This is a genomic window from Streptomyces sp. R-07 (assembly GCF_049913175.1).
GTDB lineage: Bacteria > Actinomycetota > Actinomycetes > Streptomycetales > Streptomycetaceae > Streptomyces.
Genome location: NZ_CP183978.1, coordinates 2,552,080 through 2,568,597, shown reverse-complemented (window position 1 = coordinate 2,568,597; position 16,518 = coordinate 2,552,080). Strand labels below are relative to the sequence as shown.

Here is a 16,518-nt window from a genome sequence, read left to right as displayed (position 1 = left end):
GAAAGCCTGCCTGTGACCGCCACGGACCGTTCCATCGAGCTTGTCAAGACCGCCGCTCAGGCGGCCGCCGACCGGCTCGCGCACGACATCATCGCGTACGACGTCAGCGACGTGCTGTCGATCACCGACGCCTTCCTGCTCGCCTCCGCGCCCAACGACCGCCAGGTCAAGTCGATCGTCGACGAGATCGAGGAGCGGCTGCTCAAGGAGCTCGGCGCCAAGCCGGTCCGCCGTGAGGGCGACCGCGACGCACGCTGGATCCTGCTGGACTACGTCGACATCGTCGTCCACGTCCAGCACAGCGAGGAGCGGGTCTTCTACGCCCTCGAGCGGCTGTGGAAGGACTGCCCCGAGCTCGACCTGCCCGAGGACGCCCTGAAGACCCGCGGCAAGGCGGCCGAGCACGCCGCCCTGACCGGCGCCGACATCGAGGCCGGCTCCGGCCTTCCCGAAGGACCGGACGGTGAGCTGAGCTGAGCACCACCAAGGGCGGCATCGGCCGCCGCATCGTCCTCTGGCGGCACGGCCAGACCTCGTGGAACCTGGAGCGCCGCTTCCAGGGCTCGACGGACATCGAGCTGACGGAGACCGGCGTCGCCCAGGCGCGCCGGGCCGCACGGTTGCTCGCCGCGCTCAAGCCGGACGCCATCGTGGCCTCCGACCTGAAGCGGGCGGCGGCCACCGCCGCCGAGCTCGCCGCGCTCACCGGCCACGCCGTCGCCCACGACTCCGCCCTGCGCGAGACGTACGCGGGGGAGTGGCAGGGGCTGACCCACGACGAGATCGTCGCGCGGTACGGCGAGCAGTACGCCGCCTGGAAGCGCGGCGAGCCCGTGCGCCGGGGCGGCGGCGAGCTCGAGACCGAGGTGGCCGACCGGGCCGCCCCGGTGGTCCTGGGGCACGCCGACAAGCTCCCCGAGGACGGCACGCTCGTCGTGGTCAGTCACGGCGGCACCATCCGCACCACCATCGGCCGGCTCCTGGGCCTGGAGGCCCAGCACTGGGAGAGCCTGGGCGGGCTCTCCAACTGCTGCTGGTCGGTACTCGGCGAGGGTGCCCGCGGCTGGCGCCTGATGGAGCACAACGCCGGCACGCTGCCCGAGCCGGTCCTCGGCGACGACGACTGAGCCCCACGACCGGCCTGCCGGACCCGGATTTCACTTTCCGGCAGGTCACAGGCTAGAGTTCTTCTTGTTCGGAGCGCACAGCGCGAAGAACAACGAAGAACACAAGGGGCTATAGCTCAGTTGGTAGAGCGCCTGCATGGCATGCAGGAGGTCAGGAGTTCAATTCTCCTTAGCTCCACAGTCACCGGATCCCGTCCCCCAGCAGGGGGGCGGGATTCGTCGTTCCGTCACATGGTCCGCAGGGTCTCGATCCCCCGGCGACTCTCCTCGTCGCTCGGCGTGTACGTCACGATCCGGCACTCCGGCAGCCCGTTGACGGAGAGGGAGACCGAGGTCAGCCGGACCTCACCCACCAGCTCGTGCCGGAAGGTCTTCACCCTCGTGCCCGGGGGGAGCACGTCACCGCTGCGCCAGAGGCGGGCGAACTCCGGGCTGGTCTCCGCGAGACGCCGTACGAACTCCTCCCAGTCGGGCTCGCCCACATGGCGGCCGTACGCGCCCCGAAGCTGGGCCACCATCAGCGGCAGCTCCCTCTTCCGGTCGACCACCGGGCACTTGGGCCCCGGCACGCTGAAGAGCGCCCAGAGCACGTTGCGTATGCCGAACGGGCCGGTGTCCAGGCCCTGTCCGTCCTGCATCAGGAGCCGCTCGTACAGGATGTTGGTCGCGAGCACGTCGTACCGCGCGTTGTAGAGGACCGCCGGGAGCGGGTCCAGGGCGTCGAGGATCCCCTGGATCTCCGGGCTGACCACCGCGACGTCCGCGGCGGACCGGTCGGGGGCGTACGGCACTTCGGCGAGGTGGTAGAGGTGCTCGCGCTCCGGCCGGTCGAGCCGGAGGGTGCGGGCCACCGCGTCGAGGACCTGCGCGGAGGCGTTGATCGGCCGGCCCTGCTCCAGCCAGGTGTACCAGGTGACCCCGACGCCGGAGAGGTGTGCGACCTCCTCACGGCGCAGCCCGGGCGTGCGCCGGCGGAAGCCCGGCGGCATGCCCACGTCCTCCGGTGTCACCCTGGCCCGGCGGCTGCGCAGGAACGCGGCCAGTTCCGGCCGTCGCCGCCGCTGCGTCGGTAGTGCTGCCACAAACGTCACACCCCCATGGTCGAGTCCCCGTGCCGCCGCTGCCAGGTGGTGTCAGTACCAGCATCGGCGGGCTCTCGTTACCCGTATCCGAACGCGGTCACGCTCGTCGCATGACCTCGACCGCAACACGTCCCGTACTCAGTAAAGACGGTGCCACCGACAACCGCCCCGGACTGCTGCTCGGAGTGGTCCTCGCCGCCCAGTTCATGGCACTCCTCGACGTCTTCATCGTCAACGTCGCCGCCCCCACCATCCGCACCGAACTCTCCGCCTCCGGAGGCGCGCTCCAGCTCGTCATCGCCGGATACACCATCGCCTACGCGGTGTTGCTGATCACCGGAGCCCGTCTGGGCGACCTGCTCGGACACCGCCGGGCGTACCTCGGCGGCCTCGCCCTGTTCACCGCGGCCTCCCTCGCCTGCGGACTCGCCGCGGGGACCAGCCAGTTGATCGCCTTCCGGCTGGTGCAGGGCGCCGGCTCGGCCCTGATGATCCCCCAGGTGCTGAGCCTCATCCAGCGCAACTTCACGGGCGACCGCCGGGTGCGGGCCCTCAGCGCCTACGCCGCGGTCCTGGCCACCGGCGCCGCCGCCGGGCAGGTCGTCGGCGGCGTCCTCGTGAGCGCCGACCTCTTCGGCACCGGCTGGCGGCCGGTCTTCCTGGTCAACGTCCCCATCGGGATCGTCCTGCTCGTCCTCGGCGCCCGGGTGCTCCCCCGTGACGCCCACGCCGGGCCCGCGCGCGCGCGTGCCCTCGACCTGCCGGGTCTGCTGCTGCTCGCCGCCGCCGTGTCCCTGCTGACCGTCCCGCTGGTCCTGGGCCAGGAGCAGGACTGGCCGCTGTGGTCCTGGCTCTGCCTCGGCGGCTCGCTGGTGCTCGCCGCGGTCTTCGGCGCGTACGAGTCCCGGCTCGCCCGGAGCGGCGGCGCACCGCTGATCGCCCCGCGCGTGCTGCGCATCCCGGGAATGGGCCGGGCCGTCCTCTCGATCTCCGTGGCGATGGGCGTCAACGCCGGCTTCCTCTTCACCCTGACCCTGCACCTGCAGGGCGGGCTCGGCGACAGCGCCCTGCGCGCCGGACTCACCTTCGGCCCCGCCGCCGTCGTCTTCGGTGCCGTCGGCCTGACCTGGCGGCGCTGGCCGGCCCGGCTGCACCGTGCGCTTGTTCCGGCAGGATTCCTGCTCGCGGCCGCGGCGTCCCTCACCCTCGGAGTGCTGCTCGCGGACGGCGGCACCGGCGGCTGGGGGCTCTACCCGGCCCTGGGCGCGTTCGGCGCGGGGATCTCGCTGGCCTTCAGCCCGGCCCTGACCGGGGCGCTGGCGACCGTACGCCCCGAGGACGCGGCCGACGCCAGCGGACTGCTCGCCACCGTCACACAGCTCGGCCAGCTCATCGGCGTCGCCACCTTCGGCACCCTCTTCCTCAGCCGATACGCCGGTACCGGAGCTCAGGACTCCGCAGACGCGCTGTGGGCGACCGCCCTGGCCCTGGCCGCGGCCTCCCTCGTGGGCGCCGTGGTGGGACTGCCCCGACGATCACGCTGACCCTCTTGCGGGGCCATGGCAGAATCGGACGGCCGGAGGGGGACGAGGATCCGGACGGGAGGGTGACCCAAGTGCTCGGCGACAACGGCAGGGTGTCCTATGGGTGCACGGCCTGCGGCCACAGCTGGAGCTGATTCATGGGTGCACACAGGCGGAAGTGCGACTGGTGCGGCAGCGGCACGCCCATCGTGCGCGACATGGATCCCGTCAACACCGGGTTCCAGTACTGGTGCGAGGAGTGCGCGCGGGCGCTGATCATAAAAGGCGACCCGATCGAGACCTACCGCGAGCTGGAGGGGGAGCCGATCTACGGCCGGCTCCTCGACGAGCACTGCACCCTCAAGCGGTTCTACTCCTTCGCCACGGCCTGACGTCCTTCTCCGCGGCCTGACGCCCGCAGCGTCAGCGCGTATCCCACGAGCAGCGCCGTCGCCGTCAGGGGGTAGACGGCCGACAGCAGCATCTGACCCGCGTTCTGGTCCAGTTCGGGGCGGCCCGGGTCGTGCGGGACCCACCACAGCGCGAACGACGCGAAGACCAGTGCCACCGTCCCCGTCACCGGCCACGCGCGCGTGGCGCGGTCCGCGAGCAGGATCAGCAGCGGCACGCACCAGACCCAGTGGTGGGACCACGAGATCGGGCTGATCATCAGCGCCGTGAACGCGCAGACGACCACGGCCACCGCCTTGTCGCCGCGCACCGCCGCCCGTACCGCGAGCACCATCGCCGCGCCGCCCAGCACGGCCGCGGTCACCGCCCACCACATGCCCGGGTCGTCCGTGTGCATCAGCCGGGCCAGGACCCCGCGGATCGACTGGTTGGCGGTCTCCTCGGCGAAGCCGACCCGGCCGGTCTCGAACAGGGTCTCCGTCCAGAACCGCTTCGAGTCCGCGGGCAGGACGAGCGCCACGGCCAGCGTCGTCCCGAGGAACACCCCGGTCGCCGTCAGCGCCGTGCGCAGCCACTGGTTCATGCCCCGGTCCCGGCGCCACAGCAGCAGGCCCGCGGCCAGCAGCAGGACCACGAAGAGTCCCGGTGTGAGCTTCACCGCGGTCGCCAGGCCGATGCCCAGACCGGCCCAGCGGCTGCCCTCGCGACGGGTGAGGTCCCAGAGCACCGCCACCGCTATGAGCAGGTTGATCTGGCCGTACCGCAGGGTCGTCCACACCGGCTCGCACCAGACCACGGCGGCGGCGACCCACAGCGTCGTGCGCCACAGGTCCGTACGCGACAGCGAGGGGCGGACCAGCTGGAGCGACAGCTGCACCAGGGCGACCACCAGGAGTAGGTTCCCCGCCGTGGTGAGCGTCCGCATCAGCGGGACCCCCACCAGGGTCAGCGGGACGAACAGCAGGGCCGCGAAGGGCGGGTAGGTCATGCCGAGGTTCGCCGAGGTCGCGCGCATCGCGTACAGGTCGCCGCCGGCCCGGACCGTCTCGCCCTCGGCCCGGTAGACCATCACGTCGAGCATGTTCACGTGGGCGAGGCGTTGCGCCACCCAGAAAGCCGTGAACGAGAGCAGACAGACCGCCGCGGCGGTGGCCAGGGGCCACGGCCGGGCGCGGGTTTTGGAGAGCACGGAGACGGACACAGTCGGCGACCCTACCCGGCAGGTCAGAGGGGCTCCGAGAATCGATTTGGAGATCTGCCGGGGAGCCGGTTAGTGTTCTGTCTGTCGCCGCGAGGGAAACCGAGACGGAGACGGAAAACAGCAAGGGGCTATAGCTCAGTTGGTAGAGCGCCTGCATGGCATGCAGGAGGTCAGGAGTTCAATTCTCCTTAGCTCCACAGAAGAGAAGCGGGCCACCCGGATCGGGTGGCCCGCTTCTTCGTGTGCGGCCCGTTCCTTTCTCTCCGGCCGCCTCTCCCGCGCCGCCCGCTCCGTGAACGCCGGTGCGGCCCGCTCGGGCCCTGCGGTACCCTGGCGCCATGCGTGCCGTACGCCTCCTGCTTACCGAGCCGCGCTGACCAGTCCCGACGGGTGACAGACATCCCGTCGGAGTCGGCGCGGCATCCCCTCCTGTGCGAGGGGATTTTTCATTTCGGGCAGTCAGTGGCAGTGGGCAGAGACGATCGATGGAGCATCAAGGACCATGACCGAGATCACGACGGCCGCCGAGATGGCGGCCCCTCATCGCTACACGGCGGCCATGGCCGCCGACATCGAGGCACGCTGGCAGGACTTCTGGGACGCCGAGGGCACCTACGAGGCGCCGAACCCCACCGGTGACCTGGCGGGCGACCCCGCGGTCGCCGCCCTGCCCAAGAAGTTCATCATGGACATGTTCCCGTACCCCTCGGGTGCGGGTCTGCACGTCGGCCACCCGCTGGGCTACATCGCCACGGACGTCTTCGCCCGCCACGCGCGCATGACCGGCCACAACGTGCTGCACACCCTGGGCTTCGACGCCTTCGGCCTGCCGGCCGAGCAGTACGCCGTGCAGACGGGCACGCACCCGCGCGTGTCCACCGAGGCCAACATGGAGAACATGAAGGTCCAGCTGCGCCGGCTGGGCCTGGGCCACGACAAGCGCCGGTCGTTCGCCACGATCGACCCGGAGTACTACAAGTGGACCCAGTGGATCTTCCTGCAGATCTTCAACTCCTGGTACGACGACGAGGCCCGCAAGGCCCGGCCGATCGCCGAGCTGATCGAGCAGTTCGAGAACGGCACGCGTGAGGTCCCCGGCACGCGCGCGTGGAGCGAGCTGAGCGCCGCCGAGCGCTCCGACGTCCTGGGCGAGTACCGCCTGGCGTACGCCTCCGACGCGCCCGTCAACTGGTGCCCCGGCCTGGGCACCGTCCTGGCCAACGAGGAGGTCACCGCCGACGGACGCTCCGAGCGCGGCAACTTCCCCGTCTTCAAGGCCAAGCTGCGCCAGTGGAACATGCGGATCACCGCCTACGCGGACCGCCTGCTGGACGACCTGGACGCGCTGGACTGGCCCGAGGCCATCAAGCTGCAGCAGCGGAACTGGATCGGCCGCTCCGAGGGCGCCCGCGTCGACTTCCAGGTCGGCGACACCGGCGCCATCACCGTCTTCACCACCCGCCAGGACACCCTGTTCGGCGCCACCTACATGGTCCTGGCGCCCGAGCACGACCTGGTCGAGAAGATCGTGCCGGCCGTCTGGCCCGAGGGCACCCACGACGTGTGGACCGGCGGTCACGCCACCCCGTCCGAGGCCGTCGACGCCTACCGCAAGCAGGCCGTCTCCAAGTCCGACGTCGAGCGCCAGGCCGAGGCGAAGGACAAGACCGGCGTCTTCACCGGCGCGTACGCGACCAACCCGGTCAGCGGCGAGCAGATCCCCGTCTTCATCGCCGACTACGTCCTGATGGGCTACGGCACCGGCGCGATCATGGCCGTCCCGGCGCACGACAGCCGCGACTTCGCCTTCGCGCGCGCCTTCGAGCTGCCGATGCACTGCGTCGTGGAGCCGAGCGACGATCGCGGCACCGACCCGTCGACCTGGGACGAGGCCTTCTCCTCGTACGAGGCGAAGCTGGTCAACTCGGCCAACGACGAGGTCTCCCTGGACGGCCTGGGCGTCGCCGACGCCAAGGCGACGATCACCGCCTGGCTGGCCGACCGCGGCATCGGCGAGGGCACCGTCAACTTCCGCCTGCGCGACTGGCTGTTCAGCCGCCAGCGGTACTGGGGCGAGCCCTTCCCGATCGTCTACGACGAGGACGGCGTCGCCCACTCGCTGCCCGAGTCGATGCTGCCCCTGGAGCTGCCGGAGGTCGAGGACTACTCGCCGCGCACCTTCGACCCGGACGACGCGGACACCGAGCCGGAGACCCCGCTGTCCCGCAACGAGGACTGGGTCAACGTCACCCTGGACCTGGGCGACGGCTCCGGTCCGCGCCGCTACCGGCGCGAGACCAACACCATGCCCAACTGGGCTGGCTCCTGCTGGTACGAGCTGCGCTACCTGGACCCGCACAACTCCGAGAAGCTGGTCGACCCCGCCGTCGAGCAGTACTGGATGGGCCCCCGCGAGGGCATGCCGACCGGTGGCGTCGACCTGTACGTCGGTGGCGCCGAGCACGCCGTGCTGCACCTGCTGTACGCGCGCTTCTGGTCCAAGATGCTGTTCGACCTGGGCCACGTCTCCTCGGCCGAGCCGTTCCACAAGCTGTACAACCAGGGCATGATCCAGGCCTTCGTCTACCGGGACGCGCGCGGGATCGCCGTGCCGGCGGCCGAGGTCGAGGAGCGGGACGGCGCCTTCTGGTACGCGGGCGAGAAGGTCAGCCGCGTCCTGGGCAAGATGGGCAAGTCCCTGAAGAACGCCGTGACGCCGGACGAGATCTGCTCCGAGTACGGCGCCGACACCCTGCGCCTGTACGAGATGGCGATGGGCCCGCTGGACGTGTCGCGCCCCTGGGACACGCGCGCGGTGGTCGGCCAGTACCGCCTGCTGCAGCGGCTGTGGCGCAACATCGTCGACGAGGCGACCGGTGAGGTCACGGTCGTCGACACCGCGCCCGACGAGGACACGCTGCGTGCCCTGCACAAGGCGATCGACGGTGTCGCGCAGGACATGGCCGCGATGCGCTTCAACACCGCCATCGCCAAGATCACCGAGCTGAACAACCACCTGACCAAGTCCGGTGGCGCGATCTCCCGGCCGGTCGCCGAGCAGCTGGTACTGCTGGTCGCCCCGCTGGCCCCGCACATCGCCGAGGAGCTGTGGCGCAAGCTGGGCCACACCGAGTCGGTCGTCCACCAGGACTTCCCGGTCGCCGACCCGGCGTACGTCGTCGACGAGACCGTGACCTGCGTCGTGCAGATCAAGGGCAAGGTCAGGGCCCGCCTGGAGGTCTCGCCCTCCATCACGGACGCGGAGCTGGAGACGCTGGCGCTGGCCGACCCGCACGTGGTCGCGGCGCTGGGCGGAGCACAGATCCGCAAGGTCATCGTGCGCGCGCCGAAGCTGGTCAACATCGTCGCCGGCTGACGACACATGGGGGGTTTCCCCTACGGGCAGGTTGGGGGTTCCGATGGAACCCCTGGCCTGCCCGTTCCGTTTACGGTGGAGGAACCACAGCCGTGGGGATTCGACGGACGCCGGAGGGGCGCACATGGAAGCCACGATTATCACGATCATGGCGCTGCTCTTCTTGTCCTTCGTGGCACTCGGGGTGTACGTCACCGTGAAGGTCGCGAAGGCCGCCAAGCGAGGGGTCGACCGCACCATCGACCAGGCCCGGCGCACGGTCGAGGACACGACGCTGCGAGCCAAGAGCTTCGGCCAGGCCGGGACCGCGAGTGAGCTGGCCCGGCTGAGGCTCTCGCTGCGCACCTCGATGCGCGCCACACAGGAAGCGCTGCAGGCGGGGGTCGGCGAGGACGCCTCGCTCAAGGAGTCGCTCGACCTGTTCCACCGGCTCAGCGCGCACGGGCTCGAACTGGACGCGGACCTCAAGCGCCTGGAGCGGGAGCCCGACCGGGCCTGGGTGGCCGGCCGGCTGCCCGAACTCGCCGCGCGGACCAAGCGGATCACGGGCTCGGCCGACGCGCTGCGCCGCGCCGCCAGGGACCGGGCCGTGAGGTTCGCGGAGGACGACCTGTCGTCGCTCAGCGCGCAGATCGACGTCGAGGCGGGCGCCCTGCGCCACTGGACAGGCCCGGAGACGACGCCGGGCACGGCCAGGGCGGGCGGTCCCGGGACGGGAACGGGAGCGCCGGAAGCGGCGACGGCCGACGGGTGGGGAAAGCCCGCCCAGGCTCCCGGTCAGGCCGCTCCGGGGGCCGCCGGAGAGCAGTCCGCGATCACGGCACCCGATCCCCGGCAGACCCCCTACCCCTGGGAGAAGTCGGCCCGTCCGGAGACCACCACCTGACGGAGCACCCCTGTGCGAAGCCGTGACGGGGCACCGGCGGGCGTCCGGTGGGGGGCCGGGCTGCCGAGCGACAGCCTCGGCGGGTAACCTCCCGCTCATGTCCCGGCATGTCGCGATCGTCACCGATTCCACGGCCTACCTGCCACGCCAGACGAGGGAGCGGCACGCCATCACCACGGTCCCGCTGACCGTCGTCATCGGCGACCGCGCCCTCGAGGAGGGCACGGAGATCTCGGCGAAGGCCCTTGCCGAGGCCCTGCAGAAGCGCCGGCCCGTCACCACCTCGCGGCCGAGCCCCGAGGTCTTCGCCGAGGCCTACCGCGAGGCCGCCGCGGCGGGAGCGAAGGGCGTCGTCTCGCTCCATCTGTCCGCAGAGGTCTCCGGGACCTATGACGCCGCCGTGCTCGCGGCCAAGGACGCTCCCGTGCCCGTACGGGTGGTGGACACCCGAATGATGGGCATGGCGCTGGGCTTCTGCGCCCTCGCGGCGGCGCAGGTCGCCGAGGCCGGTGGATCCCTCGACGAGGCGGTCGCGGCGGCCGAGAAGCGTGCCGAGGGAACCTCCGCCTACTTCTACGTCGACACCCTGGACTACCTGCGCAGGGGCGGGCGCATCGGGGCCGCGCAGGCGCTGCTCGGCTCCGCGCTCGCGGTGAAGCCGCTCCTCGAACTCGACGGCGGGCGGATCGAGCTGAGGGAGAAGGTGCGGACGGCCTCGAAGGCCATCGCGCGCCTGGAGGAGATCGCCGTGGACCGGGCCGGCTCCGGCCCCGTCGACATCGCCGTGCACCACCTCTCCGCACCGGAGCGCGCCGCCGTGCTCGCGGACCGGCTCAGGGAGCGTGTGCCGGGAATCGAGGAACTCCATGTCAGCGAGGTGGGCGCGGTCATCGGCGCCCACACGGGCCCCGGTCTCCTCGCGGTCGTCGTCTCGCCGCGCTGAGACCGCCCGTCTCGGCAGCCGGGTCCGGGCTGTGCCCCGCGTTCCGGCTGTCTGTCCCTCGCAGGAGTGAGGGAGTTTTCCACAGCGGAGCGTCTGTCCACGGAAGACGGCTGAGCTCCGCACGGGCCCGCCGTGATCCCTACCGTCACGGACATGACTCTTCGTACGCGTATCGCATCGACCACCTCCAGGACCCCGGGCATGGCGGGTGCTCCGACGAGCGGGCCCGGACGGGCGCCCGGTTCGGACGGGCGCGGACGACCCGGAGGACGCGGCTCGCCTCCCGGGCGGGCCCGGAGGCGCACCCGGGTCGGCCGGGCCGCCGCGGTGCCGGGGGGTGCCGTACGGCGGCGGGGGGACGCCCTGTTCCCGACGGTGGCACCGCCGGCGCCCGTGGCAGCACCGCCTCCGGTGTGCGCGCCGGACGTGCCGGAGGCGCCAGAGGTCCGGGAGGCGTCGGAGCGGGGTTCCCCGCCGGGGGTACGGGAGCGGCTGGCCGGGGTGCTCCGTGACCGGATGCCGCTGTGGGTGCAGACCAGGTGTGGGCTCGAACCGAGGGCGCTGGCCGCGCTGACGGTGGTCCTGCTCGTGGCCGCGGGTCTCGCGGGCGGGTATTTCTGGACCGGTCGGCCGGAGCCGGTGCGCGCTCCCGAACTGGTCCGCGCCGCAGCCCCGATGGCGTCCGCGCCCGCGCCGAGGGCCGGTCCGGGGGCGATGGCGGGGACAGGGGCGGAGGCGGGGTCTGGGCTGGGGCCGGGGCTGGGGTCTGGGCTGGGGCCGGGCTCTTCGGGGCCGGGGGCGGTTTCCGGGGCGCGGGTCGTCGTCGATGTCGGCGGCAAGGTGCGCAGGCCCGGGGTGCTGACCCTGCCGGCCGGCTCGCGTGTGGCGGATGCCCTGCGGGCGGCGGGTGGCGCCGAGCCCGGCGCGGATCTGACCGGGGTCAACCGGGCCCGTGTTCTCTTCGACGGCGAGCAGGTCCTGGTCGGTGTGCCAGGGGTGCCGGCGGGCGGCTCCGGTCCGGGCGGTGGAGGCGGTGGAGGCGCGCCGGGGGTGCCGCTGAGCCTCAACACGGCCACGGCTGACCAGCTCGACGCCCTCCCCGGCGTGGGACCCGTCCTCGCCCAGCACATCGTCGACCACCGGACGGAACACGGCGGCTTCCGGTCGGTCGCGGAACTGCGGGAGGTCAACGGCATCGGCGAGCGACGGTTCGCCGACCTCGAACCGCTGGTCCGGCCATGAAGCGGGCCGACGTGACGGGCCACGGCGTGACGAGCGGCGACGCGGCCGTCGGCGGCGCGGCCACCGGCGGCGCGGCCACCGGCGGCGCGGCCGTCGGCGACGGTGTGGTCGGTGGGGAGCGCGGTGGGCGGGAGGCGTCGTGGCGGGAGGGGCCGGCCGACCTCCGGCTCGTTCCCCTCGCGGGGGCGGCCTGGGCGGCGGCAGCCGTTGCCGTGGGCACGACCGGGTGGTGGACCGTGGCCGGCGTCACGGTCAGCCTGGTGGGGGCCCTGATCCTGCTGGTACGAGGGAGGGCCCGGCGGCGGGGAGGCCCGGGCCGCGATCGTGGAGCCGGTGTACCAGGGACCACGCCCGGGTGGCGGTTGCGGGCGACCGCGTGGGCCGGGGTCCTGCTCTGCGCGGCCGCCGGAGCCACCTCGGCGGGGCTGCACGCGGCGGACCTCCGACGGGGGCCCGTGCCGGAGCTGGCGCGGGAGTACGCGCGGGCGCGGTTGGAGTTGGCGGTGACCTCCGATCCACGGCTCACCCGGCCCAAGGTCCGGGGCAACGCGATGGCGCCGGTCTCGATCGTCCTGGACGGCGAGGTGACCCGGGTCGAGCGGTCGGACGGATCGGTCCACCGGACCCGGGCACCGGTCCTGCTGATCGTGCCGTCGGGAGAGGGCCGCGAGGAGTGGCTGCGGCTCCTTCCCAGCACCCGGCTGAGGGTCGACGGGCGGCTCGCGCCGCCGCTGCGCCCAGGCGAGCCCTTCGCGGCGGTGCTCAAGGCCGACGGGGCCGGACCGCCGCGGATCGTCGGCCCGCCGAGCGCGCTGCAACGGACGGCGGGGGACCTGCGTGCCGGGCTGAGGAGGGCGACCGAGAGGCTCGATCCCGACGCGAGGGCCCTGCTGCCCGGACTGGTCGTCGGGGACACCTCCAGGATCGGCCCCGAGCTGCGGGACGCGTTCGAGGCGACCGATCTCACCCACCTCCTGGCGGTTTCCGGGAGCAACCTCACGGTCGTGCTGCTCCTGCTCATCGGGCGGCCCGGGCGGGCGCACCAGGCGGAGCGGGGCGGGCTCGCGCCGCGGATCGGGTTGTCGCTGCGGGTCACGGCGGTGGCCGGGGGAGGGCTGACGCTCGCCTTCGTGATCGTCTGCCGGCCCGATCCGAGCGTGCTGCGTGCCGCGGCCTGCGGGCTCGTCGCGTTGCTCGCGATCGGGACCGGACGCCGGAGATCGCTGATTCCCGCGCTGGCCGCCGCCGTCCTCCTTCTGGTGCTCTACGACCCCTGGCTCGCGCGGAGTTACGGATTCCTGCTCTCGGTCCTGGCCACCGGGGCGCTGCTGACGATCGCCCCGCGATGGAGCGAGGCGCTGCGTCGGCGCCGGGTGCCCGGACGGCTGGCGGAGGCGCTGGGCGCGGCCCTGGCGGCGCAGGCGGTGTGCGCTCCGGTGGTGGTGGTGTTCGCCGCGCGGATGAGTCTGGTCGCCGTCCCGGCGAACCTCTTCGCCGAACTCGCGGTGGCGCCGGCGACGGTGTGCGGGTTCGCCACGCTCGCCCTGGCGGCGGTCTGGATGCCGGCCGCGGAGGGACTGGCGTGGGTGGCGGGGTGGCCGGCCGGCTGGATCGCGCGGGTGGCCCGTGCGGGCGCCGCGCTGCCGGGGGCCGAGCTGGCCTGGCCCGGCGGGTGGTGGGGCGGCCTCGCCCTGGCGCTGCTCACGGCGCTGGTGGTCCTCGGGGTGCGCAGGCTGCAGTACCGGGGTGCGGTCGGCGTGATCGTCGCCGCGCTGTTCCTGCTCGTGGTGGTGCGGCCGGTGCCGGTGGCCCGGTGGGTCACGGGGTGGCCACCGCCGGGCTGGGTGTTCGCGATGTGCCAGGTGGGGCAGGGGGACGCGACGGTGCTGGCGGCGGGCGGGGACTCCGCCGTCGTGGTGGACGCGGGCCCCGACCCCGTACCGGTGGACCGCTGTCTGCGTGAACTCGGGGTGCGACGGGTGCCGTTGGTGGTGCTCACCCATTTCCACGCCGACCATGTGGCCGGACTTCCCGGCGTGCTGCGGGGGAGGGCGGTGGGTGCGATCCAGACCACGGGGCTCGAAGAGCCGCCCGCCCAGGCCGCGTTCGTGCGGCGGACGGCGGCGGCAGCAGGGGTGACGCTGATCCGGGCGGGCCCGGGCGAGCGGCGGAGGGTCGGGGGGTTGGAGTGGCGGGTGCTCTGGCCGTGGGCCGGTCCCGATGGGTCCACGGCCTCCGGGGCGTCCGTGGGCGGGCCCAACGACGCCAGTGTCACGCTGCTCGTCCGTACCGCCGGAGGGCTGAGCCTGCTGCTGCTCGGGGACCTCGAACCGCCGGCCCAGCGGGCGCTGTCGCGGGCCCATCCCGAGCTGGGGCCGGTGGACGTGCTCAAGGTGGCCCATCACGGTTCCGCGCACCAGGACCCGGGCCTGATACGGGTGGTGCGGCCGAGGCTCGCGCTCGTGTCGGCGGGGCGCGACAACCCGTACGGGCATCCCTCGCCACGGACGCTGGAGGCGCTGCGGGCGGGCGGCGCGCGGGTGCTGCGGACCGACCGCGACGGCGCCGTCGCGGTGGTGGGGTCGGGGGAGGGGCTTGTCGCGGGTGGCTTCAGTCCGCGCTTGTAAAGAAACCCTTGTAAAGAAATCTTTCTAAAGATATCTTTTCATCATGCCGGAGATCAGCGATCCGCAATCCGGGGGCGAGCAGCCCCGCAGTATCCGACTCACCGACCCGCGAGCCCTGCGGGCCTACGCCCATCCACTGCGGATGTCCCTCGTGGGGCTACTGCGCACCAGCGGTCCCTTCACCGCCACCCGGGCCGCCGAGCTGACCGGCGAATCCGTGGCCAGCTGCTCCTACCACCTGCGGATACTCGCCAAGTACGGACTGGTGGAGGAGGCGCCCGGCGGGCGGGGGCGGGAGAAGCCCTGGCGGGCGACGGCCCGGTACACGGAGTGGCCGGAGCACAGTGAGGACGCCACGGTCGCCGAGGCGGCCGACGCGCTGAGCACCGCCGTCGCCGAGCGCTACTTCGAGCGGGTCACCCGGGCCATGGAGAAGCGGCACCGGCTGCCGAGGGAGTGGCGGGAGGCCGAGCAGTTCGGCGACTCCGTCCTCCATCTCACCCCCGAGGAGCTGGCCGGCCTCGGAGAGCGGATCGACGAGCTGCTGCGGCCCTACGAGGCGCGTACGGCCGACCCGTCCCTCAGGCCCGAGGGCGCCCGGCCCGTCAGCGTCCTGCGGATCGCCTACCTGGACCAGGACATCCCCGACAGCGAAGAGGAGTGACGAGATGACCCTCGTGGAACGCGTACCGGCGCTGCTGCGCGAGCGGACCTTCCGCCGCTACTGGACCGGGCAGACCGTCTCCCTCGTCGGGGACCAGATCTCACTCATCGCGATCCCCCTCGCGGCCGTTCTGATCCTCGGCGCCGACGCCACGGCGATGGGCCTCCTCAAGACCGCCGAACTCCTGCCCGCCCTCCTGCTCAACCTGCCGCTGGGCGCCTGGGCCGACCGGCAGACCTCCCGCAGACGCGCCATGATCGTGGCGGACATCGGGCGGGCCGCGCTGATGCTGACCCTTCCCGTCGCCTACGCGCTGGACGCGCTGACGCTGGGCCAGCTGTACGCGGTGGCCTTCGGGATCGGCGCGCTCACCGTGCTCTTCGAGGTCTGCAACGTCACGCTGTTCGTCGCCCTCGTCCCCACGGAGCGGTACGTCCAGGCGAACTCGCTGGTCAACGGCAGCCGTTCGATGGCCTGGCTCGCCGGGCCCGGGGTCGGAGGCCTGCTCGTGCAGTTCCTCACCGCGCCCTTCGCCCTGGTCGCGGACGCCCTCACCTATCTGGCCTCCGCCGGGTACCTGGCCCGGATCAAGCCGGTCGAACCCGCGCCGGCGCCGGTGGCCAAGGGGCACTTCACCGAGGGGCTGCGCTGGGTGGTGCGGGAGCGCTCGATGCGCGCGCTGTTCGCTGCCTCCGGAACGATCCAGTTCTTCAACTACATGTTCTCCACCCTCTTCGTGCTCTACGCGACCACCGAACTCGGCATCGGCGCGGGCCTGCTCGGCCTCGTGCTCGCGGCCGGAGCCGTGGGCGGCCTCGTCGGGGCGGTGTGGACCGGAGCGGTCGCGCGGCGGATCGGCCTCGGCGCGTCGCTCGTCGCGGGGTTCCTCGGATTCACCCTGCCCCTGCTCCTGGTGCCCCTGGTCGACGGGCCGCTTCCGCTGGTGGCGGGCGTGCTGTTCGTCGCGGAGTTCCTCTCCTGCCTCGGGGTGATGCTCGCGGACATCAGCGCGGGATCGTTCCAGATGGCGCTGATACCCGACGCCGTACGGGCCAGGGTCATGGGCGCGTACCGGACGCTCAACCACGGCTTCCGCCCGCTCGGCGCGCTCGTCGGCGGCCTGCTCGGCAGCGCGATCGGGCTGCGGCCGACGCTCTGGATCGCCACCGTCGGCGCCGTACTCGCCGTGCTGTGGCTGCTGCCCTCGCCGCTGCCGCGGATGCGGGAACTTCCCGCACGGGAAGGCGAGTCGGTACCCGTCGGATGAGTCGCTGCTCGACACCCGGGCGGGGTCTTCCGGATCAGGGAGGGAACGCCTACCGGGAGCTGTTCGGTGTCGAGCTCGATGTGCTGTCGGTCGTACGAAGCGGAATCCTCAATTCGGACCCTCGGTAACACTTGCCTCCACTCGGCCCGTTTGCCTCGAACGCCCCAAT

The 16,518-nt window shown here is 72.5% G+C and carries 13 protein-coding genes and 2 tRNA genes; 13 read left to right on the top strand and 2 right to left on the bottom strand.

All coding sequences use genetic code 11. The annotated features are described in order from the left end of the window. The first annotated feature begins 12 nt into the window (after positions 1-12). The 3 genes from rsfS to ACN9M0_RS11605 all read left to right on the top strand — a co-directional run bounded on the left by rsfS (position 13) and on the right by ACN9M0_RS11605 (position 1,305). Positions 13-477, top strand: a complete 465-nt coding sequence (gene rsfS, locus ACN9M0_RS11615) for a ribosome silencing factor (protein WP_366035795.1) — start codon at positions 13-15, stop codon at positions 475-477. Beyond that, positions 474-1,127 (top strand): histidine phosphatase family protein, encoded by a 654-nt coding sequence (locus ACN9M0_RS11610; RefSeq protein WP_366035911.1) that lies wholly within the window; start codon positions 474-476, stop codon positions 1,125-1,127. The genes rsfS and ACN9M0_RS11610 overlap by 4 nt, the downstream gene beginning before the upstream one ends. Positions 1,128-1,232: 105 nt before the next feature. Further along, a tRNA-Ala gene (locus tag ACN9M0_RS11605) sits at positions 1,233-1,305 on the top strand. Between the two features lie 49 nt (positions 1,306-1,354). Here ACN9M0_RS11605 and ACN9M0_RS11600 read toward each other — a convergent pair. Next, on the bottom strand, positions 1,355-2,218 hold the full coding sequence (locus ACN9M0_RS11600; protein WP_399698201.1) for a helix-turn-helix transcriptional regulator: 864 nt from the start codon (positions 2,216-2,218) through the stop codon (positions 1,355-1,357). A gap of 101 nt (positions 2,219-2,319) precedes the next feature. On the opposite strand from ACN9M0_RS11600, the gene ACN9M0_RS11595 reads away from it, so the two are divergent. Then, complete coding sequence (locus ACN9M0_RS11595) at positions 2,320-3,753, top strand: MFS transporter (protein ID WP_426403551.1); 1,434 nt, start codon at positions 2,320-2,322, stop codon at positions 3,751-3,753. Positions 3,754-3,890: 137 nt separating this feature from the next. After that, complete coding sequence (locus tag ACN9M0_RS11590) at positions 3,891-4,124, top strand: hypothetical protein (RefSeq protein WP_017239283.1); 234 nt, start codon at positions 3,891-3,893, stop codon at positions 4,122-4,124. Here the strand turns inward: ACN9M0_RS11590 and ACN9M0_RS11585 are convergent. Next, entirely contained in the window at positions 4,103-5,344 is a 1,242-nt protein-coding gene (locus ACN9M0_RS11585; RefSeq protein ID WP_366035798.1) for a glycosyltransferase 87 family protein, read from the bottom strand. The genes ACN9M0_RS11590 and ACN9M0_RS11585 overlap by 22 nt on opposite strands. 124 nt (positions 5,345-5,468) lie before the next feature. Here ACN9M0_RS11585 and ACN9M0_RS11580 point away from each other — a divergent pair. From ACN9M0_RS11580 to ACN9M0_RS11545, 8 genes are all read left to right on the top strand, one after another. Beyond that, positions 5,469-5,541 (top strand) — tRNA-Ala (locus ACN9M0_RS11580). Positions 5,542-5,846: 305 nt separating this feature from the next. Then, entirely contained in the window at positions 5,847-8,720 is a 2,874-nt protein-coding gene (gene leuS / locus ACN9M0_RS11575) for a leucine--tRNA ligase (RefSeq protein WP_366035799.1), read from the top strand. Between the two features lie 124 nt (positions 8,721-8,844). Beyond that, on the top strand, positions 8,845-9,606 hold the full coding sequence (locus ACN9M0_RS11570) for a hypothetical protein (protein WP_366035800.1): 762 nt from the start codon (positions 8,845-8,847) through the stop codon (positions 9,604-9,606). A gap of 97 nt (positions 9,607-9,703) precedes the next feature. Then, on the top strand, positions 9,704-10,549 hold the full coding sequence (locus tag ACN9M0_RS11565) for a DegV family protein (protein ID WP_366035801.1): 846 nt from the start codon (positions 9,704-9,706) through the stop codon (positions 10,547-10,549). A 393-nt stretch (positions 10,550-10,942) separates the two neighbouring features. After that, positions 10,943-11,791, top strand: coding sequence for a helix-hairpin-helix domain-containing protein (locus tag ACN9M0_RS11560; protein ID WP_426403550.1), 849 nt, complete (start codon positions 10,943-10,945; stop codon positions 11,789-11,791). Then, positions 11,788-14,418 carry a ComEC/Rec2 family competence protein gene (locus ACN9M0_RS11555; RefSeq protein ID WP_426403549.1) on the top strand — a complete coding sequence of 877 codons (2,631 nt, stop codon included), beginning with the start codon at positions 11,788-11,790 and terminating at the stop codon, positions 14,416-14,418. Before ACN9M0_RS11560 ends, ACN9M0_RS11555 begins: the two co-directional genes overlap by 4 nt. Positions 14,419-14,461: 43 nt before the next feature. Next, positions 14,462-15,082: a winged helix-turn-helix domain-containing protein gene (locus ACN9M0_RS11550; RefSeq protein WP_366035804.1), complete on the top strand. Its 621-nt coding sequence runs from the start codon at positions 14,462-14,464 to the stop codon at positions 15,080-15,082. A 4-nt stretch (positions 15,083-15,086) separates the two neighbouring features. Next, a complete protein-coding gene (locus ACN9M0_RS11545) occupies positions 15,087-16,349 on the top strand; it encodes an MFS transporter (RefSeq protein WP_399698215.1) in 1,263 nt (420 codons plus the stop codon). Positions 16,350-16,518 lie beyond the last annotated feature (169 nt).